Raw genomic sequence first — 20,681 nt, forward strand, 5'->3', positions numbered from 1 at the left:
TCCCTTATTTCTGCGCCGCGAACCAGGCAGTGATGAGCGTGAGCTGTTCGTCGGTATAGCCCTTGACGATCTGGTGCATGATCGTCGCCGGCTTGTCGCCCGACTTGAAGTCCATCAGCTTCTGCATCAGCTTGTCCTGGGCTTCGCCGGCGAGAGAGTCCATGCCGCCGACGCTGTGTCCATTGGTGCCGTGACAGTTCGCGCAGGTGGCGGCGAGGTTGCGGGCCAGATTGGGGTCCTGGGCCTGCGCCGCAGCGCTGAGCCCGACGAGGCCGAGCATGGCCAGGGCGTGCTTGAGATTCACAAGGATGTCCCTCCGATTCTTGTGCCGATACTGGATGCGCCAAGCCCTGAAAGGGCCGTCCGGCGCGCATTCTGTGTGCAGGCGAGGGCCGGCGACGCAGAGTATAGCGACATCGATGCCGCGGCATGCGCAGGCTTTCCGCATTGCTTTGCAGCAATCACGATCAATGCTGCGCCGCATAAATATTAGTTCTTGACTATATTTTTATGTGCTTTTAGATTGAGTCTAAATAGGCAAATGCATTCATAAGCATCACTGATAGTGTATCCGGAGGGGGGATTGCACGCATGGCAGACATCGATGCCCGGCCCGGCCGGGTGAGGCCGGCACCGGAGAATTTCCTCACCGCCGAGCAGATCGCGGCGGTGAAGGACGGGCGGCGGGATTTCCTGCGCAAGGCCTTTCTGGCCGCTGCGGCGGCGATGGCGGCGCCCGCCGCGGTGCGTGCTGCGAGCGAGGGTGATCCGGCCATCCTGAACCTGCCGCCGTGGAGCACTTCGCTCGGCCTGCCGGTGGCGGCCAATCCCTACGGCATGCCCTCGAGGTACGAGCGCGGCCTGCGGCGGCGCGAGAGCCCGGGCCTGACACGGGTCGGCGGCTCGTCGGTGGCGTTCCTCGCCCTTGCAGGGGCTGTTCGGCATCATCACGCCGTCCGGCCTGCATTTCGAGCGCCATCACCAGGGCTGGCACGACGTCGATCCGTCGAAGCACCGCTTGATGATCAACGGCCTGGTCAGGACCAATGCGGTGTTCACGATGGACGATCTGATGCGCCTGCCGTCGGTGTCGCGCATCCACTTCATCGAGTGCGGCGCCAATACCGGCATGGAGTGGGGCAACGTCGCGGTGCCCACCGTCCAGTACTCGCACGGCATGCTCTCCTGTTCGGAGTTCACCGGCGTGCCGCTGAAGGAAATCCTCGACATGTGCGGCGCCGATTACGGGAAAGGCCGCTATGTGCTGGCCGAAGGCGCCGATGGTTCGTCGATGACCCGTACCATCCCGATGGAGCTGATCGAGTCCGGCGAAGTCTTCGTCGCCTACGGCATGAACGGCGAGATGCTGCGTCCCGAGAACGGCTATCCGCTGCGCCTCGTGGTGCCGGGCGTGCAGGGCGTGAGCTGGGTGAAGTGGCTGCGCCGCATCGAAGTCGGCGACAAGCCCTGGGCGACCAAGGACGAAGCGGTGCATTACATCGACCTGATGCCGGACGGCCTGCACCGCCAATACACCTCGGTGCAGGAATGCAAGTCGGTCATCACCACGCCGTCGGGCGGCCAGTTGCTGCTCGACAAGGGCTTCTACAACATCTCCGGCATGGCCTGGTCGGGGCGCGGCAGGATCACTCGCGTCGATGTTTCCACCGACGGCGGCATCAACTGGCGCGAGGCGCGGCTGGAAACGCCGGTGCTGTCGAAGGCGGTCACGCGCTTCAACATCGGCTGGGTATGGGACGGCAAGCCCGCCATCCTGCAGTCGCGCGCGGTGGATGAAACCGGCCACGTCCAGCCGAGCTACGGCCAGTTGCGCAAGGTGCGCGGCACCCGCTCCATCTACCACAACAATGCCATCCAATCCTGGAAGGTGGTCGAGTCCGGCGAGGTCAGCAATGTCCAGGTTCTGTAAGACGCTGATCGTTCTCGGGATCCTTGCCGCCGCGGCGCCGGCGGCGGCTTTCGATCGCTATCCGGGCATCGGCCGCGCGGCGACCGAGGCCGAAGTGCGCGCCTGGGACATCGACGTGCGGCCGGATTTCACCGGTCTGCCGAAAGGTTCCGGCGACGTCGATCGCGGCATGGAGTTGTGGGAAACTCATTGCGCGAGCTGCCACGGCAGCTTCGGCGAGTCCAACGAGGTGTTCACGCCGATCGCCGGCGGCACCACGCTGCAGGACATCGAGGCCGGCCGCGTCGCGGCGCTGATCGATGGCTCCTTCCCGCAGCGCACCACCTTGATGAAGGTGCCGACGGTGTCGACGCTGTTCGACTACATCCAGCGCGCGATGCCCTGGACTGCGCCGAAGTCGCTTGCGCCCGACGACGTCTATGCGATCCTCGCCTACCTGCTGAACCTGGGCGAAATCGTGCCGGCCGACTACGTGCTGAGCGACGAGAACATCCACGAAGTGCAGGCGCGAATGCCCAACCGCAACGGCATGACGACCGAGCACGGCATGTGGCCGGGCGCACCGGCATCCAGCGGCGGCATCGGCAACGGCGGCAAGCCCGACGTCGTCAACGTGATCTGCATGGAGGACTGCAAGGAGAAGGTGGAGATCGCCTCGGCGCTGCCCGACTATGCGCAGGATGCCCACGGCAACCTGGCGGAGCAGAACCGCCCGGTGGGCCAGACGCGCGGCAAGCCTACCGGCGCGCCGGAGCCTGCGGAAGGCAGCGATGCCGTCGCCGCAGCCTCCGCCGTGCTGGCGCTTGCCAACGAAAAGGGCTGCATGGCCTGCCATGGCATCGAGAAAGGGATCGTCGGTCCCGGTTACAATGAAATTGCCCAAAAATACCGGGGGCAGGCCGATGCCGCGGCCAAGCTGGCCGCCAAGGTGAAGGCCGGTGGCCAGGGCGTCTGGGGGGCGGTGCCGATGCCACCGCAGGGGCATGTCGCCGACGGCGACATCGAACGGCTGGTCGAATGGATTTTGCAGGGCGCGAAAGCGCAGTAACAGCTCTACAAGGAGAGACGGGATGAATCATCAACGCAGGGACGCCCTGAAAGCGGGCAGCGGTCTGGGTGTGCTCGGACTGCTGGCCACGGTGGGCTTGATCAGGCCGGAAATGGCCCATGCGGCCTGGAACGAGCAGGCTTTCGGCGCCAAGAGCCTGGATGCGGCGTTCGAAGTGCTCGGTGCCGGCAAACCGGCCGTGAGTGGTGATGTGGTCCTCAACACACCGGACATCGCCGAAAACGGTGCCGTGGTGCCGGTCGGCGTGGTCAGCAACATTCCGGGAACCGAATACGTCGCGATCATGATCGAGAAGAATCCGTACATGCTCGCCGCCAGCTTCACGATTCCCGAAGGCACCCAGGCCGAGGTGCAGACGCGCGTCAAGATGGGGCAGACCTCGGACGTGTACGCGCTGGTCAAGGCCGACGGCAAGTTCTACATGGCGAAGAAAGAAGTCAAGGTCACGCTCGGCGGCTGCGGCGGCTGATCGACGAAGAGATTCAGGAGAAATATCGAAATGGCAAGCCCGATGCGTATTCGCGCCGCCGCCAAGGATGGCGTCACCGAAGTCCGTGTGCTGATGTCGCACGTCATGGAAACCGGCCAGCGCAAGGATTCCGCCGGCGAAGTGATTCCGGCCCACTTCATCACCGAACTGACCGCCAAGCACAACGACAAGCTCGTGCTGAGCGCCGAGTTCGGCCCCTCGGTATCCACCAATCCCTATCTCGCCTTCAAGTTCAAGGGGGGCGAGAAAGGCGACAAGATCACGGTCAGCTGGGTGGACAACAAGGGCGATTCCCGTACCGACGAGGCCCAGATCGCCTGATGGCGGCCGTGGCCGCAGCCAGGCGGGTGCGGCGAGGACGAGCGCAGGCGAGTAACGGAGAGCATGGCGGCACGGAAGCCATGGAGGAGAAAAAATGAGAAAACGAATCAAGGCCGTCGCCGTGTGCGTCGGCATTGCCCTGACGGCGCCCGCGTCGGCGCAGGAAGAACTCAATTTCGACGCTTACCGCGAGATGCTGGCGGATGGAAATCCGGCCGAACTCTACGAGATGGAAGGCGAGGAACTGTGGCGCACCGCGCGCGGGCCGAACAACGCCACGCTCGAACAGTGCGACCTGGGCCTGGGAGCGGGCGTGGTCGCGGGGGCCGCAGCGCAGTTGCCGCGCTACTTCGAGGACGCGGGCAGGGTGCAGGATCTCGAAACGCGCCTGATGTACTGCATGGATACGCTGCAAGGCATTCCGTCCAAGGAGATCATCGACGGGAAATTCCTGCAGGGCGAGCGCGCCAAGCTGGCGGCGCTGGTGGCCTATGTCGTCACCCACTCCAAGGGCGAGAAGATCGCCGTCGATCTGTCGCACCCGAAAGTGAAGGAAATGTACGAGCTCGGCGAGCGGACTTTCTACTACCGGCTCGGGGTCATGGACTTCTCCTGTGCGTCCTGCCACAGCCAGGACGGCAAGCGCATCCGCGCCACCCAATTGCCCAACATCACCACCCGTGAAGGCGCGGCCGAAGGCTGGGGTTCGTGGCCGGCCTACCGGGTGTCCAGCTCGCAGTTCTGGACCATGCAGCACCGCCTGTGGGACTGCTTCCGCCAGCAGCGTGCGGCCGAGCCGATCTTCGGTTCGGACGTGATCATCGCGCTGTCCACCTTCATGGCGGGCAAGGGCAACGGCATCGAGGCCAAGTGGCCCGGCGTCAAGCGCTGAGGGAGCGAACGACATGAAAAAACTGTTCATTGCCGTGCCGCTGGCGCTGTGCGCCTCCGTCGCCGTGGCCGACGAACTGCAGGCCAAGGTCGAAGAGATGATGCTGAACTCCTTCAAGGCGAACGGCATCGCCAGCCTCGACCGCCAGAAGCAGGACGAGATCCAGCAAGCGTGCTCCAGCCCGACGCCCCCGGACGCGGCGACCATGCAGCGCCTGCAGGCCGCAGAGATGGCCAAGATCCAGTGGCCGGCCGACGGCAACTACACCGGCGGCGACTGGAAGGAAGGGCAGAAGATCGCCGCCAGCGGCCGCGGCTTGACCTGGACCGACAAGACGCCGAACAACAACGGCGGCGGCTGCTACAACTGCCACGCGATGGATCCGAACGAGGTGTCCGAAGGCACCATCGGCCCCAGCCTCGAAGGCTATGCCAAGCTGCGCGGCAACGGCGAGGAGATCGTCAAATACACCTGGGGCAAGCTGTGGAACTCCAAGGCCTACCACGCCTGCAGCGACATGCCGCGCAACGGCTACGGCGGCATCCTGACCGAAGCCCAGATTCGCCACGTGATGGCCTTCCTGTTCGACCCCGCTTCGCCGGTCAACCAGTAAGCCCCGTCCGCTGATGCCATCGCGCAGGGCCCGAGGCTCCGGCCCCGGGCCGTTTTTTTTGCCGCCGGGCCGCCCCAAGGCAAAAAGCGCCCCCTGGGGGGCAGCGAGCCCGCGAAGCGGATGAGCGTGGGGGCATTTTTTCGTCAAAGGAATGATCCATGTCGATGAATCGTCGTGAATTCATGCAGATGCTGGCGGTGGCAGCGGCCGGCGGCATGAGCCTGCATTCGGGTTTCGCACGCGCGCAGCAAGCGGCCGCCGCCCTGTACGACATGCCTGCGTTCGGCAATGTCAGCCTGCTGCACATGACCGACTGCCACGCGCAGCTGCTGCCGATCCACTTCCGCGAGCCCAGCGTCAATCTCGGCATCGGCAACATGTCGGGCAAGGTGCCGCACCTCGTCGGCGAACACTTGCTGAAGCACTTCGGCATCCGGCCCGGCAGCGTCGAGGCGCATGCCTTCACCTACCTGGATTTCGTCGAAGCGGCAAGGACCTACGGCAAGGTCGGCGGCTTCGCCCACCTGGCGACGCTGGTCAAGCAGTTGAAGGCCAGCCGCCCCGGCGCGCTGCTGCTCGACGGCGGCGATACCTGGCAGGGTTCGGCCACCGCGCTGTGGACGAAGGCGCAGGACATGGTCGACGCCTGCAAGCTGCTGGGCGTGGATGTGATGACGCTGCACTGGGAATCGACCTACGGCGCCGAGCGCGTCAAGGAAATCGAGGAGAAGGATTTCGCCGGCCGCATCGACATCGTCGCCCAGAACGTGAAGACCACCGATTTCGAGGATCCGGTCTTCAAGCCCTACGTCATCCGCAACATCAACGGCGTGCCGGTGGCGATCGTCGGCCAGGCCTTCCCCTACACGCCGATCGCCAATCCGCGCTGGATGACGCCGGACTGGAGTTTCGGCATCCAGGAGCAGGGCATGCAGGAGGCGGTCGATGCCGCACGGGCGGAAGGCGCCCAGGTGGTGGTCGTGCTGTCGCACAACGGCATGGACGTCGACCTCAAGCTGGCCAGCCGCGTCACCGGCATCGACGCCATCTTCGGCGGCCATACTCACGACGGCATGCCGGCGCCGACCGTGGTGGACAACGCGGGCGGCAAGACCCTGGTCACCAATGCCGGCTCCAACGGCAAGTTCCTCGGCGTGATGGACTTCGACGTCAGGGACGGCAAGGTGGCGGATTTCCGCTACCGGCTGCTGCCGGTGTTCGCCAACCTGCTGCCGGCCGACCCGGAGATGGCAGCCTTCATCGACAAGGTCCGCGCGCCCTTCCTCGAAAAACTCGGCGAGCCGCTCGCCGTCACCGAAGGCCTGCTGTATCGCCGCGGCAACTTCAACGGCTCGTGGGACCAACTCATCGTCGATGCGCTGATCGCCGAAAAGGATGCCGAACTGGCGTTCTCGCCCGGCTTCCGCTGGGGCACTTCGCTGCTGCCGGGTGACACCATCACGATGGAGCACCTGCTCGACCAGACCGCGATCACCTATCCGTGGACCACGCTCACCGAGATGAGCGGCGAGATGATCAAGACCATCCTGGAGGACGTCGCCGACAACCTGTTCAATCCCGATCCCTACTACCAGCAGGGCGGCGACATGGTGCGGGTGGGCGGCCTGCAATACACCTGCGACCCCGCTGCGCCGATGGGCAGGCGCATCGACGACATGATGCTGAAGGGCAGGCGCATCGAGCCGGGCAAGATCTACAAGGTTGCAGGCTGGGCGCCGGTGTCGGAAGAGGCCAGGAATTCCGGCCCCGCAGTGTGGGACGTGGTGGCCAGCTACCTGCGTACCCGGAAGGTGGTGGCCCAGCACGCGCTGAACCTGCCGGAACTGAAGAACGTGAGCGGCAATCCGGGCGTGGTGTTCTGAGCAGCCCATCGCGCGGCGGCCGCCGCCGCGCATTAGAAAATTGCATATCGCCTAAGCTGCCCAAGAGGCATGCACTGGCAGTTCCGTGTCCGTCTCATGGGCAATCCATGAGTATTCAGGCGGCGAGTTCATGTGGTTCTGACGAGTTCCGCAGATTTCCATCGTCCTGCCGGCTCGTCAGGCCATGTTCATGAATGAGGACCTCTTGCACAAAGTAGGTTTTGCCGATGTTACCGGCTGTAAGAAATAAGTAAGTTTGATTTGCTCATAATGAAGGCGCTGTATTGGGAGTCGACTGTTTCCGGTCGGCTTTCGTTGCCGCGGAGAAACGGAAATTTCCGAAGAGGAGACATCATGGAAAACAACGGCAAGACGTACTGGGGAACGGTACTGGGCCTGCTGACCAAGATCCTGATCATCTGGTTCCTGGTCTCGTTCGGCGCAGGCATCCTGTTTGCGCCAGCGCTGAACAGCATCTCGCTGGGCGGCTATCCACTGGGGTTCTGGTTCGCTCACCAGGGGTCGATCTACATCTTCATCGCGTTGATCTTCTACTACGCGAAAAAGATGGGCGACATCGACCGCCAGTTCGACGTCCACGAAGAATAAGGGGAGAGGCAGATGGATCTTCAGACAATCACCTATCTGGTGGTCGGCGCGTCCTTCGCGCTGTACATCGGCATCGCCATCTGGGCGCGTGCCGGCAGCACCAGCGAGTTCTACGTTGCCGGCGGCGGTGTCCATCCGGTCACCAACGGCATGGCAACCGCAGCCGACTGGATGTCGGCCGCGTCCTTCATCTCGATGGCCGGCCTGATCGCCAACATGGGTTACGGCGGCGGCCTGTTCCTGATGGGCTGGACCGGCGGCTACGTCCTGCTGGCGATGCTGTTGGCGCCCTACCTGCGCAAGTTCGGCAAGTTCACCGTGCCGCAGTTCATCGGCGACCGCTTCTACTCGAAGACGGCCTCCACGGTGGCAGTGGCTTGCCTGCTGGTTGCCTCGCTGACCTACATCATCGGCCAGATGACGGGCGTGGGCGTGGCCTTCTCCCGCTTCCTGGGCGTGTCGAGCGAGGCGGGCATCTACATCGGCATGGCGATCGTGTTCATGTACGCGGTGTTCGGCGGCATGAAGGGCATCACCTACACCCAGGTTGCGCAGTACATCGTGCTGATCGCCGCCTATCTGGTGCCGGCCTTCTTCATCTCGCTGCAACTGACCGGTAACCCGATTCCGCAACTCGGCCTCGGCTCCGACATCGTCGGTACGGAGACCTCGCTGCTGGCCAAGCTGGACCTGGTGGTCAAGGATCTGGGCTTCGACCAGTACACCACCTCGATGCCGGGCAGCATGCTGAACATGTTCATGTACACCCTGTCGCTGATGATCGGTACCGCGGGTCTGCCGCACGTCATCATGCGCTTCTTCACCGTGCCTTCGGTGAAGGATGCGCGCAGTTCGGCGGGCTGGGCGCTGGTCTTCATCGCCCTGCTGTACACCACTGCTCCGGCAGTCGGCGCGATGGCGAAGCTGAACCTGCACGGCACGGTCAACTCGGCGGTGGGCCTCGAGACCCAGGCCGACGGCCAGTTGGGCGTCAATCCGGACGTCGTGGCGGCAAATGCCGATCTGTACGCGACCGAAGCCAGCCTGCGGTACGAGGATCGTCCTGACTGGATGAAGCGCTGGGAGAAGACCGGCCTGCTGAAGTTCGAGGACAAGAACGGCGACGGCCGCATCCAGTACTACAACGACGCCACCAAGAATTCCGAAGCCAAGGCCAAGGCCGAAGCGGCGGGCTGGAAGGGCAACGAGCTGACGGTGAACCCCGACATCATGGTGATGGCGAACCCGGAAATCGCCTTGCTGCCGAACTGGGTGATCGCGCTGGTTGCCGCTGGTGGTCTGGCTGCCGCGCTGTCGACCGCCGCGGGTCTGCTGATGGCGATCTCGTCGGCGGTGTCGCATGACCTGGTGAAAGGCGTGTTCAACCCGAACATCAGCGAGAAGAACGAGCTGCTGGCCGGCAAGGTCTCGATGGCGGTTGCAATCGTCGTCGCCGGCTGGCTGGGTCTGAACCCCCCGGGCTTCGCGGCGGGTACGGTGGCGCTGGCCTTCGGTATCGCGGCTTCCTCGCTGTTCCCGGCGATCATGATGGGCATCTTCTCCAAGAAGATGAACAAGGAAGGCGCGATCGCGGGCATGCTGGCCGGCCTGTTCGTCACGCTGTTCTACGTGTTCGCCCACAAGGGTCTGTTCTTCATCAAGGGTACCGAGTACGTTGGCCTGATCGGCGGTCCGAACAGCTTCTTCGGCATCACGCCCGAAGCCTTCGGCGCGGTCGGTGCAGGGGTGAACTTCCTGGTCGCCTTCCTGGTCGATAAGTGCACCAAGGAGCCGCCGGAGCACATCCAGCACATGGTCGAAGCCGTGCGTATTCCGCGTGGTTCGTCGGCCGTGGATGGCGCCCACTGATCCGGGCATGCAGTAGATGAGGCGGGACATCCGTGAGGATGTCCCGCCGAAGGGAAGCCCCGCTCGCTCAGGCGGCGGGGCTTTCATCCTGAAGCAAAGCGCACCCGGCCATTCGGCCGCTGTGCCACGCCTCGATGGAGTCGTTCATGGTTTTCGATATCAGCGTGGCCCTCAACTGGATTCTGTTTCTGGCGCTGTTCCCGATCGCCTTCTTCTGGCTGAGACGGGCCTGGCGCATCCTGGCGAAGCGCGATTTTTCCGAAGTCGCGCTGAAGCGTGGCGAAGCTCCGGCGAATCCGGCCCGCTACGCGCCTTATGCCGCGGCGATCAACCTGATCGGCGGCGCTGTCATCCTCTTCACGATCTTCGGCATCCTGACCGCGCGTCTCGACTTCGAGACTTGGAGCGCACTTGCGGGGTCGACGATCTGGATGAAGTTCATCCTCGATTTCATCCTGAGCCGCCAGGCTCACCCTCTGGTGCTGAAAAAACGCAGCGGCCACGGGAAGCCGGCCGGCGGCACGGGAAACTGAGCCGGAAGTCTTCCGTGCAGCTGACCCGCAGCGCCGCTCACTGCCGCTCGCCCATGCCGTAGCGCCGGTCGAGGCGGCCCATCGCGATCACATACGCCATGATGATCAGCAGATAGACCACCAGCGACCCCTGGGCGAGGATGTAGAAGCCGAGTGGAAAGCCGAGGAAGTGGATGGTGTTGAGCTCGTCGGCAAAGTAGCCGGCGACGAAGCTCACGCCGAACCACACCGCCAGCAGCCCGAAGGTCAGCAGCAGGTTGCGGCGCCAATAGGCGCGTTGCGCAATGCTCAGTTCCGTCCTCATGTCCGGTCACGGCCTCGCCGACGGACCGGCCGGCGGCGAGGGGGCGTACTTCATTCCGTTTCAGTGGGCGCTGTTGCCGCCATTGCCATTCCCGGCGTGGGCCTGCGCCAGCTGGCTCTGGACCTCGGCAGGTGCCGCTTCGTAGCCACCGGCGCTGAGCATGAACTCGCTTTCGCCGGCGCAGATGGATTTCAGCCGGCTTTCGAAGCCGTCCAGGCTTGCCATCGGCACGCGGGCCGAGATCAGCGTCCATCCGGCCGACGGACTGTCGGTGCTGGTCAGGCGGCCGCGGCGGCCGGCCAGTTCGGCGCTGACGTCGCCGAAGCGGGCATCGGCCACTTTCACCTGCACGTCGAGCAGCGGCTCCAGCACCTGCGGCCTGGCCGCCAGCACTGCTTCGATCAGTGCATGGCGGGCCGCGGTGACGAAAGAGATTTCGTTCGAATCCACCGCGTGATGCTTGCCGTCGGTGACCACCACGCGCAGGTCATGGACCGGGAAGCCGGCATAAGCGCCTTCGGCCAGTGCCTGGCGCACGCCTTTTTCCACCGCCGGCATGAAGTGGGTCGGAATCGCGCCGCCCTTGACCTCGTCCGCCAGTTCGATGCCGGCGCCGCGCTCCAGCGGCTCGACGCGCAATGCGACTTCGCCGAACTGGCCGGAGCCGCCGCTCTGCTTCTTGTGGCGGTAGCGCGCCTCGGCGACCACGCTGATGGTCTCGCGATAGGGAATGCTGGGCGGCGCGGTATCGAGCTGCAGGTTCCAGCGCGCCGCCAGTTCGTCGAGCACGATCTTCAGGTGCTGTTCGCCCAGGCCGCGCACCACGGTGCGGCGGTTGCGGTGGTCGAAGCTCACCTCGAGGCAGGGGTCTTCCTCGGTGAGCCGGGCCAGCGCCTCGGACAGCTTCTGCTCGTCGGCCGGCTTGCGCGTCATCAGCGCGAGACCGAACACCGGCTGCGGATAGGCGGTGGGGGCGAGATGGAAGAAATCCTCGTCGTGCGAATCGTGCAGCACCGCATCGCGCACCAGCTCGTCGACGCGCGCCACTGCGCACAGGTCGCCGGGCACCGCGAGCGCGGTCTCGACCGCGGTCCTGCCCTGCATGCGCAGCAGGTGGGCGACCTTGAAGGGTTTGCGGCCATCGCCGACGAAAAGCTGCGAACTGGGCGTGACGCTGCCCTGATGGACGCGGAACAGCCCCAGCTTGCCGCGATAGGGGTCGTTGGCGATCTGGAACACGTGCGCGACCACGTGGCGCTCGGCCTCGGGCACTACCGCGACCGGCTCGGCATTGGCGTCTTCGCCTTTCAGGAAGGCCGGCGGATTGCCCTCGGTGGGGTCGGGCGCGAGCTTGCCGAGGATGTCGAGCAGTTCGCGCACGCCGGCGCCGCTGCGGGCGGAGACGAAGCACACCGGCACCAGATGGCCTTCGCGCAAGGCCTGCTCGAAAGGCGCGTGCAACTGCTCGGGGTCGAGCGATTCGCCCTGTTCCAGGTATTTCGCCATCAGCGCTTCGTCGAGCTCGACGATCTGGTCGACGATCGCGTCATGGGCCGCGCCGACGCTGGAGAAGGCGGTGGCGGCCTCGTTCTGCGGCGCGAAGAAGCAGTCGATGACGCGGCCGCCGCCGGTCGAGGGCAGGTTGATCGGCAGGCATTCGCGGCCGAATTCGGCGACGATCGCCTCCATCAGCGCGCCGAAGTCGACGCCGCTGGCATCGATCTTGTTCACCACGATCATGCGGCACTTGCCCTGCGCCGCCGCCATCATGCGGCGGGTGACGCTTTCGACGCCGGCTGCGGCATCGACGACCACCGCCGCGGTGTCGACCGCCGGCAGGGCGACCAGCGCGCGGCCGGCGAGATCGGGCAGGCCCGGGGTGTCGAGCAGGTTGATCCAGTGTCCGGCCCATTCCAGATGCACCAGCGCCGCATGCAGCGAGTGGCCCATGGCCTTTTCCTGCGGGTCGAAGTCCGACACGGTGTCGCCGCGCTCGACGCTGCCGGCCGTGCCGATCTCGCCGGTGGCGGCGAGCAGGGTCTCGATGAGCGTGGTCTTGCCGCAGCCGGCATGGCCGAACAGGGCCAGGTTGCGAATGTCGTGGAACCGAGCTGGGGGTCATCTTGGGCCTCTCGTCTTGTGCGATGCGCTCAAGTGTCCGCCAGCCCGGCGTGGAAGACAATGCGAAAGGTCAACGCCGGCGGCCATTACGCCGGCACGAGGCGTATGCCGGGCCTGTCAGCGCGTGCCGCGCAGCAGCGCCCGGTTGTCCTGGTCCAGCGGCAGCGCGTAGTCGTGGGTTGCCTGTGCGATGTTGCTCGACGGCTGGATCGCCTTCAGATTGAGGAAGACGAAGTCGCCACTGGCGCCGTAGGTGCCGACGATGACGGTTTGTGCATCATGGGAGGTGGCGATATCGCGGATTTCGCGGCTCAGCATCAGTTCGCCCTGGTCGCGCAGCATGTAGACGTCGTTACGGAATTTCATCTCGATGACCCGGTAGCCCGCCTGCGAGAAGCGTGCGGCGATCTGCTCCGACACCAGCCGCCCCAGCGTGGACGAGCGGTCGAGGGCGTCGATGTTCACGATGGTGGCGACGATCACCGGCTGTGCAGGGGAGATTCGATCGTGCAATTGCGCGATCAGGGTTTCGGCTGCCGCGCGATTGGCCGGAATCAAGGGATGGCCTGCGGCTTCTGCGTAAGTCGGTTCCTTTTTTCGGAGCGGGGTGTGGGGGAGGTAGTCTCGCAACCGGTGGCGAGCAGGGCAAGCACAGCAGTGCAGGCGATGAAGGTGGCAGACCGTCGGATCATTGTTCGCCCCCCTTCACTGGAGTGTCTTTACCGGAATGACCGGCGGTGGGGCATATAGCGAGTTGAACGCGCTGGCGTGGTCATCCTCGGCCACGTAGTACACGCTGGTGTTGCGGGCCAGATAGCGATTGGCGTCCGATACGCTGGTGTTGACGAGGATCTCGGTGCGTGGCGTGGCGCCGGTGGCGAATTCCGAGCGGAACCAGGTCAGCGCGTCGTTTGCACCAAGTGCCAGCAATCCCCAACCTCCTGCGCTGAGGACGTCCACTTCGTGCAGCGCCCAGACTCCGCCTGCGAGCGCGCTGGCGCCGACGTAGCGATGGCGAGGGCGCTCTGGCGTGAAGCGGACGGCCTGGGTGTCAACTTCGACCAGCAGTGCGCCTTCGGGCCGTTTCATGACGGTGTAGCCAGCCTGGGCCAACGAGGTCATCAACTGGCTGGCGAAGGCCCGTTCGAACTGGGTGCGCTGGGCGGGAGATGAAACGAACAGGGGGCTGCCCTGCGGCACGCTGCCCGCCAGTTGGTCGACCACGTCCTGCGCGATCGTCGTCCAGTGCGCGGCGGTCTGGAGCTTGTGCTGCTTCGTGGTTTCAAAATTCGTTGCCAGCGGTGCCTCGGAATAAGGCGTGCTGCAGGCACGCTTGCCAGCGCGGCCAGGACGAGCAGTCCGGTCAGCGGAATATTCGTTCTTTTCATTTTCATGGACATCCAGAGCGGAGGGTGGTTACGACGGTTTCTGCACGCTCAGTCCATGCAGTCGGATTGCATGAACTAAACATATTAGGTCTGTTTATTAAATAGACATTTTTGAACCTAACAGAAAAGCACTGGACGCTCAATCATTTCTGAACCGCTGTTGACGAGTAGTTCACCAAACAAATTGGATCCAGTCTTGCGCCAGGAATTTGCCCGAACGATTGGCCGGCTCATCGCACGCCGGCGCATGGAACTGGAGATCACGCAGGAACAGTTGTCGGTCGCCATCGATGTCGATCCGATGACGATTTCCCGCTTCGAGCGAGGCGTCACCCTGCCGTCCCTGCTGACGGTCAGGCGGCTGGCTGACGTGTTTGGTGTGTCGATGGCCGAGTTCTTCGACGAAAGCCTTCCCGCGCCAAGCGTGGACGGTGATGCGGCCAGGCTTGCCATGCAGTTGAGCGCCCTGGACGAGGACGAACGCGAATTCGCCTTCGATACCTTGAGGCGTTTCTGCGCCTTGTCGGCGCGCAGGCGGCCGTAGCGGCGCCCGCCGGGCTCAGGCGCTGCGCAGCCCCAGCAGCCGCGTCAGCAGGATGGCGCCGAGCGGCAGCAGCAGGCCGACCACGGTCACGGTGACGAGCAGGGCGCCCAGCTGGCTGTAGTCGGCGGGCGTGGCGACGATGCCGGCGGCGGCGTCCTTCACTTCGCGGGTGATGGTGAAGATCTGGTTCAGGTACTTGGTGCCGAGCTGCGAGGCCGACAGCGCCAGATTGGTGAAGGAAGCCATCACGGCGAAGAAGGTCGCCTTCAGGTGGGGCGGTGCGGAATTGGCGATCCACGCCAGCATCGGCACCATCGACACCTGGCCGAGCGGGGATTCAAGCGCGGTGTTGGCGAGCGCGATGAAGCGGGCATCGACCACGCCGCCGGTATGGGCGGCGGTCCATTCGTGCAGGCCGTGGAACATGCCGATGGCGGGCAGCATCAGCAGGGCCGAGGCGAGGGTCAGGAAGATGACGATGTCGACGATGGTCTTTTCCGCCATGAAGCGGCGGAACAGGAACAGCCCGGCCAGCGTCAGGGTGCTGACGAGCAGGTCGAGGCGGGACAGGAAGCTCTGGTCGAAACCGAGTTCGTCGATCATCCACCAAGTCATGCCGGCGCCGGGCAGCGGCAGGGCGCGGAAGGCGAAGATGACGATCACGGTGCCGAGCAGCGTGCGCGCGGCTTCGGGTGACAGTTCGCGCAGCAGGCGGTGGATCATGAAGCCGATGATGGCGAAGGAGGCGGCGAAGATGAGCTCCTGGGCGTATTCGAAGCCGGACAGGCCGACGCCGATGGTCAGCGCGACGAAGGCCGCGCTGCCGCCCAGGATCCACCAGTTGGGCCGGGTCGTTTCTTCAGGGGCGTGAACCAGGCGGTCGATGTCGGTACGGCTGTGGCCGAGTCCGGCCAGCCGGCGCGCTTCGCGGCGCTTCAGAAAACCGGCCAGCACGACGCCGCTGACCGACAGCAGCGGGATGACGAGTGCCAGTTCGTAGATGCGCAGGTAGATGGCGACCTTGTCGGCTTCGGGCAGGTGCTCCGAGCCCTGGAACATCGCCACGTTGACCAGCGATACCAGTACCGTGCCGCCGATGATGGCGACCCGGCCGAGCATCTGCATCGTGGTGTGCATCAGCCGCACGGTGCCGGCGTCGATCGGCCGGCCGTGTTCGTCGACGCGCGGCACGGCTTCGACCGTCATCGCGTCGGCGACGGCGTCCTGCAGCACGTAGCCGACCGGCGACAGCAGCGTCGACAGCACGAACCAGGCTTCGGCCGGCATCACCGCGCGCATCGCGTCCGGATTGCCGATCAGGCCGATCATGATGAAAAGACTCGCAGCGATCAGTGCTGCCCCCAGATAGACAAGCCCGGCCTTGTGGCGCCAGAGCAGGTCGACGAGGTGGCCGATCGGCATCTTCAGCGCCCATGGGATGTAGGCCCAGAAGGCGAGTGCGGCGAGGAAGGCGGCCGACAGGCCGAGGTGGTCCTTGACGAAGAAGGTGCCGACGATGCTGGTGAGCGTCGATACGCCCGCTGCGCAATACACCATCAGCGGCGGCAGGTAGGAAAGCCGCATTTCACGGCCGAGCTCGAGGATGTTGCGGTCGATCCAGCGGTGGAGGGCGGTCAGCAAGCGGGTTTCCTCTGCGTCGATGTATGGGTCTTGTCTTCTCCCTGGCACGGTGTCGAACGCCGACGACGCAGGCTGGGGGTCAGTGGCCGAACAGGCGCTCCAGCCAGGGCATGATCCAGGGCAGGGACAGCGCGGTCAGCAGTCCGTTCAGTCCCATCGCCAGCGCGGCGAAGGCGCCGGCCTGCTCGCTGACCTGGAAGGCCCGCGCGGTGCCGATGCCGTGCGAGGCGAGGCCGATGGCGAAGCCGCGGATGGCGTGGTCGCCGATGCGCAGCCAGCGGTAGAGGTAGGGGCCGAGGATGGCGCCGAGCACGCCGGTGAGGATCACCATCGCGGCGGCGAGCGCGGGCAGGCCGCCGAGCGGTTCGGCCACCGCCATCGCGATCGGCGTGGTCACGCTCTTGGGCGCGAGCGACATCAGCGTCGGCCGGCCGGCGCCGAGCACGGCGCCGATGGCGTAGGCCGACAGCGCGGCGGTCAGCGAGCCGACCACCAGGGCGATCAGCAGTGGCCCGGCCATCGCCTTCAGCCGCGGCCATTGGGCGTAGAGCGGGATCGCCAGCGCCACGGTGGCCGGTCCGAGCAGGAAATGCACGAACTGGGCGCCGTCGAAATAGGCGCGATAGTCCATGCCGCTCAGCAGCAGCACCGTGATCACGATCGTGATCGCGATCATCACCGGGTTGGCGAGCGGATGGAAGCCGGCGCGCTTGTACAGCCAGTGCGCGGCCTGGTAGGCGACCAGCGTCAATGTCAGGCCCAGCAGCGGCGATGCCGACAGATAGACCCAGAGGTCGGTCAGGCGCGGCGTCATGGCTTGGTGCCTCCGTCCGGCTCGGCAGGCTTGCGCCGTCTGACCAGGGCATCGAGCACCAGCGCGGTGACGACGATGGCGAGCACCGTGCTGCCGATCAGCGCGGCGGCCAGCGGCAGCCATTCGGCCGCGATCAGGTCGCGGTAGAGCATGATGCCGGCGCCGGCAGGGATGAACAGCAGCGACAGGTGCTGCAGCAGGTTGCCCGCGGTCTGGCGCAAGGTCTCGCCGGGGCCGCCGCGCAGCACCAGGCCGAGGAACAGCAGCATCATGCCGATCACCGGGCCGGGTATCGGCAGGCCCAGGCCGCGCGCGATGATTTCGCCGATCAACTGGAAGACGAGCAGCAGGGTGAGGGCAGCGATCATGGGATGTACGGTGGGGAAGAAGAAAGGCTCACGCCGGCAGCAGCGCGTGGCCGACGGTGCGCAGCGCGATGCCGACGATGGCGCCGAGTGCTGCGGGTTTCCAGACCTTGGCGACGCGCGGCCCGGCCGAGATCAGGATGGCGATGCCGGCGACGTCGAACGCACTGATCAGAAAGCCGGCGCTGGAATTGAGCAGCGCCACGTCGGCAGCGCCGGATTTCAGCATTTCGTCCATCACGCCCATCATCGCCGTGCCGCCGGCGATGTACTTCATCAGGGTCAGCAGGATCAGCGCCGGATCGATGCCGAGCGCCTCCAGCAGCGGCATCAGCGCGGTGGTCAGCGCATCGATGGCGCCGCTGGTGCGAAGGGCCATCACCGCGACCAGTGCCAGCACCAGCATCGGAATCGAGCCCACCGAGATCTTGAAGGCTTCGGCGCCGGCGCGGTTGATGACGTCGAGCACCCCCTTGGCATCGTCGGCGACCCGGTGATGCAGGGTTTCGTCGAGCCTCGCCTCGGCTGCCGACAGGCGGCGGCCGAAGCCATGGTAGGTCACTGCGGCGGCGGCGATGCCGCCCAGCAGCGACAGCAGCAGCGTCGGCCCGAAGGACAGGCCCATCGCCGCCATCGGGAAGGTGACGTTGGCCTGCGCCATCGCCATCACCATCGCCAGCGTGGCTGCCAGGTGACGGTCCGAGGCGCCGCGGCTCTCCATCATCGTCAGCGTCGCGATCGGCGCGGCGAAGCTGACGAAGTTGATCTGCAGCGCAGCGAACACCCCCAGCCCGGTCAGGCCGGCCGGACGCAGCATCGGGGCGAGCCGGGCGACGATCCAGTCGAGCACGCCGCGCGCTTCCAGGATGCGCATCAGCGACAGCATCACCACCATGATGGGCAGCAGCACGAACAGCGCCAGTTCCACCGCGGAGCGGCCTGCTTCGAGGATGATCTGAGTAAGAAAGTTCATGTCTGGCGATGCTGGGCGGCAGGGAAATGCTGCGGTGCAATATAAAAGGGGCCGATGATACGGCCTGTTCGATCGCCAGTCGATGCCTGCGCGAATCGTGCGGCCCGGTTTCCGCAGCTAGGCCACGCTGCGGCGGAACACGCGCACGCCGCTGCTGACGCCCGCCACCAGCAGCACGATGCCGGCGGCCTCGGCCAGCGTCGGCCAGCGCTGGTACCAGATGAAAGCGTAGAGCAGGGCGGCGAGCGTTTCAAACACGATCATCTGGCCGACCAGGGCGGCGGGCAGCAGGTGGCTGGCCTTGTTCCACAGCAATGTGCCGAGCCAGGAAGCGGCGAGGCCGAGCAGAAGGCAGATGCCGACGAAGACCGCTGGCCGCGGACCGAGTGGCCAGTCGAAGCTGCTGCCGGGCATCAACCCGTTCCATGCCGCGTAGCCGAGACCGGCCAGCAGCGCGATCGGCAAGGTCGCGAGCCCCTGGGCAGTGGCCCAGGGGCGTGCCAGGCCGGGGCCGCGTGCGCGCAGCCAGCGGCTGTTGCGGATCGGATACCAGGTCCAGCAGGCAAGCGCCAGGACGGCAAAGGCGAGGCCCGGCAGGGTGTCCGTGTGCGGGCCGGTATCGGTTCCGCCACCACTGCCATGCACGATCAGCAGCCCGGCCAGGATCAGCACCAGCGGCAGCAGCAGCCGTGACCAGCGTACGGCGTCCCCGCCGCCGAGCTCGGCCAGGTTGGCACAGACGGCGATCACCACCGGCAGCGTGCCGATGATCAGCGTGGGCAGCGGCGCCCCGGCAAGCTGGATGGCGGTGGCCAGGGTGGCGTAATAAAGCAGGTTGCCGATCAGTGCCAGCTTGGCGGCCTCGATCCAGTCGGCGCGGCTCAGGCGGCCGAGGGCGTGGCGATCGAACCAGGCCAGGCCGAGTGCAAGGACGCCGAAGGCTAGGTAGCGGCCGACGGCGAGCATGAAGCCCGGATACTCGCCCAGTACCAGCGGGGCGAGGAACACCAGCCCCATAGCAGGCCGGCGCCGAGCGCGGCGAGCAGGCCGGCAAGCATGCTTCAGAGCGTCTTGCCGAAGTAGTAGACCGTCAGCACGCTGCCGACGCCGATGATGAAGCGCCGCAGCCAGATCGCCGGAAGCTTGCGGGCAACGGCCGCGCCCCAGTAGCCGCCGAAGGTGCCGGTCACGATCATGATGATGGTGTGCGGCCACGACACCGCGCCGGCGACGACGAAGGTGACCACCGCCACGCTGTAGATGATGGCCGACAGCCAGTTCTTCAGCGCGTTGATCTCGAGCACGTCCTTGAAGCCCTGGATGGCGAGCGCGGCGATCATCAGGATGCCCATGCCGGCGCCGAAGAAGCCGCCGTAGATCGACACCAGCAGCTGGAAGGCGAAGCCGCCCGGACCGATATGGTGTTCGTCCGTTCCGGCAGGCGCGGGTTTCCAGCGCTTGACCAGTGCCGAGATCTGGTTGCTGAAGGCGAACAGCACGGTGGCGGCGAGAAGCAGCCACGGAATCAGCCGGGAGAAGGATTCGTTCGACGTCGCCAGCAGCAGCAGGCCGCCGGCGATGCCGCCGATGAAGGCGACGACCGACAGCATCGGCAGGCTCTTCGAGAAGCGCTTGAGTTCGCGGCGGAAGGCCCAGGCGCCGGCAAGGCTGCCCGGCCACAGCGCGACCGCGTTGCTTGCATTGGCGATGACCGGCGGCACGCCGACCGCGAGCAGCGCCGGGAACGAGAAGAAGGTGCCGCCGCCGGCGACCGAGTTCACCGCACCGGCAGCAAATGCGGCAAGGCCGATGAGGGCGATTTCGAAGAGGTCGAGGCCGGCCATGGCGGGATGAGCGGAAAGACGGGAGGTTCAGGTGCGGGCGCCGGCATGCGGCAGCGTGGGCGCGGCTGCCGGGGGCATGCCCCCGGCGTCGCGTTCTGATTGGAGCGTGTCTCCTCCTGCCCCGAATGGGGGCGAAGTGTAGTGCAGGCGACCAAAAAAATGAACATGGGCGAAAAAGTTTTTTTCATCGATTTTGCGAGCCCGGAATCAAAAATCGAGCTTTGCTTGAAACTGCCGTGGCAATGGGCTATAGTCCGCGCCCTCAGCCGGCATAGCTCAGTTGGTAGAGCAGCGCATTCGTAATGCGAAGGTCGGGGGTTCGACTCCTCTTGCCGGCACCAGCTTCAAGCAAAAAGGCCATTCCTTCGGGGCTGGCCTTTTTCTTTTCCGGCTCCGGCCGTGGGCCTGCGTGCAGAAGGGGAAAGGCATGGTGATGGTCGTCGTCGGGCTTGGCCACGGGTCGAGCGCAAGCCCTGCC

Annotated in this window: 20 protein-coding genes, 1 tRNA gene and 2 pseudogenes; 12 read left to right on the forward strand and 11 right to left on the reverse strand. The window is 65.4% G+C overall.

Annotation, left to right across the window (positions count from 1 at the left end; all coding sequences use genetic code 11):
* Positions 1-4 precede the first annotated feature (4 nt).
* A complete protein-coding gene (locus tag AAFL97_RS05130) occupies positions 5-304 on the reverse strand; it encodes a c-type cytochrome (RefSeq protein ID WP_068636151.1) in 300 nt (99 codons plus the stop codon).
* Positions 305-925: 621 nt separating this feature from the next.
* Here AAFL97_RS05130 and soxC point away from each other — a divergent pair.
* The 10 genes from soxC to AAFL97_RS05180 all read left to right on the forward strand — a co-directional run bounded on the left by soxC (position 926) and on the right by AAFL97_RS05180 (position 10,209).
* Positions 926-1,930, forward strand: a complete 1,005-nt coding sequence (gene soxC, locus AAFL97_RS05135; RefSeq protein WP_341643998.1) for a sulfite dehydrogenase — start codon at positions 926-928, stop codon at positions 1,928-1,930.
* On the forward strand, positions 1,914-2,978 hold the full coding sequence (locus tag AAFL97_RS05140) for a c-type cytochrome (protein WP_341643999.1): 1,065 nt from the start codon (positions 1,914-1,916) through the stop codon (positions 2,976-2,978). Before soxC ends, AAFL97_RS05140 begins: the two co-directional genes overlap by 17 nt.
* Positions 2,979-3,000: 22 nt before the next feature.
* Positions 3,001-3,468 carry a thiosulfate oxidation carrier protein SoxY gene (soxY, locus tag AAFL97_RS05145; RefSeq protein WP_263461915.1) on the forward strand — a complete coding sequence of 156 codons (468 nt, stop codon included), beginning with the start codon at positions 3,001-3,003 and terminating at the stop codon, positions 3,466-3,468.
* Between the two features lie 30 nt (positions 3,469-3,498).
* Complete coding sequence (soxZ, locus tag AAFL97_RS05150) at positions 3,499-3,810, forward strand: thiosulfate oxidation carrier complex protein SoxZ (RefSeq protein WP_263461916.1); 312 nt, start codon at positions 3,499-3,501, stop codon at positions 3,808-3,810.
* 94 nt (positions 3,811-3,904) lie between these two features.
* Positions 3,905-4,702, forward strand: a complete 798-nt coding sequence (soxA, locus tag AAFL97_RS05155; RefSeq protein WP_341644000.1) for a sulfur oxidation c-type cytochrome SoxA — start codon at positions 3,905-3,907, stop codon at positions 4,700-4,702.
* Positions 4,703-4,715: 13 nt separating this feature from the next.
* Positions 4,716-5,315 carry a sulfur oxidation c-type cytochrome SoxX gene (soxX, locus tag AAFL97_RS05160; protein WP_341644001.1) on the forward strand — a complete coding sequence of 200 codons (600 nt, stop codon included), beginning with the start codon at positions 4,716-4,718 and terminating at the stop codon, positions 5,313-5,315.
* A gap of 158 nt (positions 5,316-5,473) precedes the next feature.
* Positions 5,474-7,198 (forward strand): thiosulfohydrolase SoxB, encoded by a 1,725-nt coding sequence (gene soxB / locus AAFL97_RS05165; RefSeq protein ID WP_341644002.1) that lies wholly within the window; start codon positions 5,474-5,476, stop codon positions 7,196-7,198.
* A 354-nt stretch (positions 7,199-7,552) separates the two neighbouring features.
* On the forward strand, positions 7,553-7,807 hold the full coding sequence (locus tag AAFL97_RS05170) for a DUF4212 domain-containing protein (RefSeq protein WP_341644003.1): 255 nt from the start codon (positions 7,553-7,555) through the stop codon (positions 7,805-7,807).
* 12 nt (positions 7,808-7,819) lie between these two features.
* On the forward strand, positions 7,820-9,676 hold the full coding sequence (locus AAFL97_RS05175) for a sodium:solute symporter family protein (protein ID WP_341644004.1): 1,857 nt from the start codon (positions 7,820-7,822) through the stop codon (positions 9,674-9,676).
* A gap of 146 nt (positions 9,677-9,822) precedes the next feature.
* Entirely contained in the window at positions 9,823-10,209 is a 387-nt protein-coding gene (locus AAFL97_RS05180; RefSeq protein ID WP_341644005.1) for a hypothetical protein, read from the forward strand.
* Between the two features lie 37 nt (positions 10,210-10,246).
* Here the strand turns inward: AAFL97_RS05180 and AAFL97_RS05185 are convergent, their stop codons facing one another.
* From AAFL97_RS05185 to AAFL97_RS05200, 4 genes and pseudogenes are all read right to left on the reverse strand, one after another.
* Positions 10,247-10,513: a DUF4212 domain-containing protein gene (locus AAFL97_RS05185; RefSeq protein WP_341644006.1), complete on the reverse strand. Its 267-nt coding sequence runs from the start codon at positions 10,511-10,513 to the stop codon at positions 10,247-10,249.
* Between the two features lie 60 nt (positions 10,514-10,573).
* Positions 10,574-12,635, reverse strand: a pseudogene (gene fusA, locus AAFL97_RS05190) (elongation factor G).
* A gap of 116 nt (positions 12,636-12,751) precedes the next feature.
* Complete coding sequence (locus tag AAFL97_RS05195; RefSeq protein ID WP_341644007.1) at positions 12,752-13,192, reverse strand: FlgO family outer membrane protein; 441 nt, start codon at positions 13,190-13,192, stop codon at positions 12,752-12,754.
* A gap of 147 nt (positions 13,193-13,339) precedes the next feature.
* On the reverse strand, positions 13,340-13,858 hold the full coding sequence (locus AAFL97_RS05200) for a hypothetical protein (protein ID WP_341644008.1): 519 nt from the start codon (positions 13,856-13,858) through the stop codon (positions 13,340-13,342).
* A 360-nt stretch (positions 13,859-14,218) separates the two neighbouring features.
* Here AAFL97_RS05200 and AAFL97_RS05205 point away from each other — a divergent pair, with 360 nt between their 5' ends.
* Positions 14,219-14,566 carry a helix-turn-helix transcriptional regulator gene (locus AAFL97_RS05205; protein WP_341644009.1) on the forward strand — a complete coding sequence of 116 codons (348 nt, stop codon included), beginning with the start codon at positions 14,219-14,221 and terminating at the stop codon, positions 14,564-14,566.
* A 15-nt stretch (positions 14,567-14,581) separates the two neighbouring features.
* On the opposite strand, the gene AAFL97_RS05210 is transcribed toward AAFL97_RS05205, so the two are convergent.
* From AAFL97_RS05210 to AAFL97_RS05235, 6 genes and pseudogenes are all read right to left on the reverse strand, one after another.
* Positions 14,582-16,207: a hypothetical protein gene (locus tag AAFL97_RS05210; RefSeq protein ID WP_341644010.1), complete on the reverse strand. Its 1,626-nt coding sequence runs from the start codon at positions 16,205-16,207 to the stop codon at positions 14,582-14,584.
* A gap of 79 nt (positions 16,208-16,286) precedes the next feature.
* Complete coding sequence (locus tag AAFL97_RS05215; protein WP_341644011.1) at positions 16,287-17,021, reverse strand: LrgB family protein; 735 nt, start codon at positions 17,019-17,021, stop codon at positions 16,287-16,289.
* Positions 17,018-17,389 carry a CidA/LrgA family protein gene (locus tag AAFL97_RS05220; RefSeq protein ID WP_341644012.1) on the reverse strand — a complete coding sequence of 124 codons (372 nt, stop codon included), beginning with the start codon at positions 17,387-17,389 and terminating at the stop codon, positions 17,018-17,020. The genes AAFL97_RS05215 and AAFL97_RS05220 overlap by 4 nt, the downstream gene beginning before the upstream one ends.
* Positions 17,390-17,417: 28 nt before the next feature.
* On the reverse strand, positions 17,418-18,359 hold the full coding sequence (locus tag AAFL97_RS05225; RefSeq protein ID WP_341644013.1) for a nucleoside recognition family protein: 942 nt from the start codon (positions 18,357-18,359) through the stop codon (positions 17,418-17,420).
* A 117-nt stretch (positions 18,360-18,476) separates the two neighbouring features.
* Positions 18,477-19,417 (reverse strand): annotated as a pseudogene (locus tag AAFL97_RS05230) (DMT family transporter).
* A gap of 3 nt (positions 19,418-19,420) precedes the next feature.
* Positions 19,421-20,203, reverse strand: a complete 783-nt coding sequence (locus AAFL97_RS05235) for a sulfite exporter TauE/SafE family protein (protein ID WP_341644015.1) — start codon at positions 20,201-20,203, stop codon at positions 19,421-19,423.
* Between the two features lie 265 nt (positions 20,204-20,468).
* On the opposite strand from AAFL97_RS05235, the gene AAFL97_RS05240 reads away from it, so the two are divergent.
* Positions 20,469-20,544: transfer RNA gene (locus AAFL97_RS05240), tRNA-Thr, on the forward strand.
* Positions 20,545-20,681: the final 137 nt, after the last annotated feature.

Source organism: Thauera sp. SDU_THAU2, assembly GCF_038260575.1.
In the GTDB taxonomy this organism is placed as follows: domain Bacteria; phylum Pseudomonadota; class Gammaproteobacteria; order Burkholderiales; family Rhodocyclaceae; genus Thauera.

Bases quoted from the DNA above. Each gene is read 5' to 3' on its own strand.
- AAFL97_RS05140 (WP_341643999.1), top strand. From the start codon at position 1,914: ATGTCCAGGTTCTGTAAGACGCTGATCGTTCTCGGGATCCTTGCCGCC.
- soxY (WP_263461915.1), top strand. From the start codon at position 3,001: ATGAATCATCAACGCAGGGACGCCCTGAAAGCGGGCAGCGGTCTGGGT.
- soxZ (WP_263461916.1), top strand. From the start codon at position 3,499: ATGGCAAGCCCGATGCGTATTCGCGCCGCCGCCAAGGATGGCGTCACC.
- soxA (WP_341644000.1), top strand. From the start codon at position 3,905: ATGAGAAAACGAATCAAGGCCGTCGCCGTGTGCGTCGGCATTGCCCTG.
- soxX (WP_341644001.1), top strand. From the start codon at position 4,716: ATGAAAAAACTGTTCATTGCCGTGCCGCTGGCGCTGTGCGCCTCCGTC.
- soxB (WP_341644002.1), top strand. From the start codon at position 5,474: ATGTCGATGAATCGTCGTGAATTCATGCAGATGCTGGCGGTGGCAGCG.
- AAFL97_RS05170 (WP_341644003.1), top strand. From the start codon at position 7,553: ATGGAAAACAACGGCAAGACGTACTGGGGAACGGTACTGGGCCTGCTG.
- AAFL97_RS05175 (WP_341644004.1), top strand. From the start codon at position 7,820: ATGGATCTTCAGACAATCACCTATCTGGTGGTCGGCGCGTCCTTCGCG.
- AAFL97_RS05180 (WP_341644005.1), top strand. From the start codon at position 9,823: ATGGTTTTCGATATCAGCGTGGCCCTCAACTGGATTCTGTTTCTGGCG.
- AAFL97_RS05185 (WP_341644006.1), bottom strand. From the start codon at position 10,513: ATGAGGACGGAACTGAGCATTGCGCAACGCGCCTATTGGCGCCGCAAC.
- AAFL97_RS05215 (WP_341644011.1), bottom strand. From the start codon at position 17,021: ATGACGCCGCGCCTGACCGACCTCTGGGTCTATCTGTCGGCATCGCCG.
- AAFL97_RS05220 (WP_341644012.1), bottom strand. From the start codon at position 17,389: ATGATCGCTGCCCTCACCCTGCTGCTCGTCTTCCAGTTGATCGGCGAA.
- AAFL97_RS05225 (WP_341644013.1), bottom strand. From the start codon at position 18,359: ATGAACTTTCTTACTCAGATCATCCTCGAAGCAGGCCGCTCCGCGGTG.
- AAFL97_RS05235 (WP_341644015.1), bottom strand. From the start codon at position 20,203: ATGGCCGGCCTCGACCTCTTCGAAATCGCCCTCATCGGCCTTGCCGCA.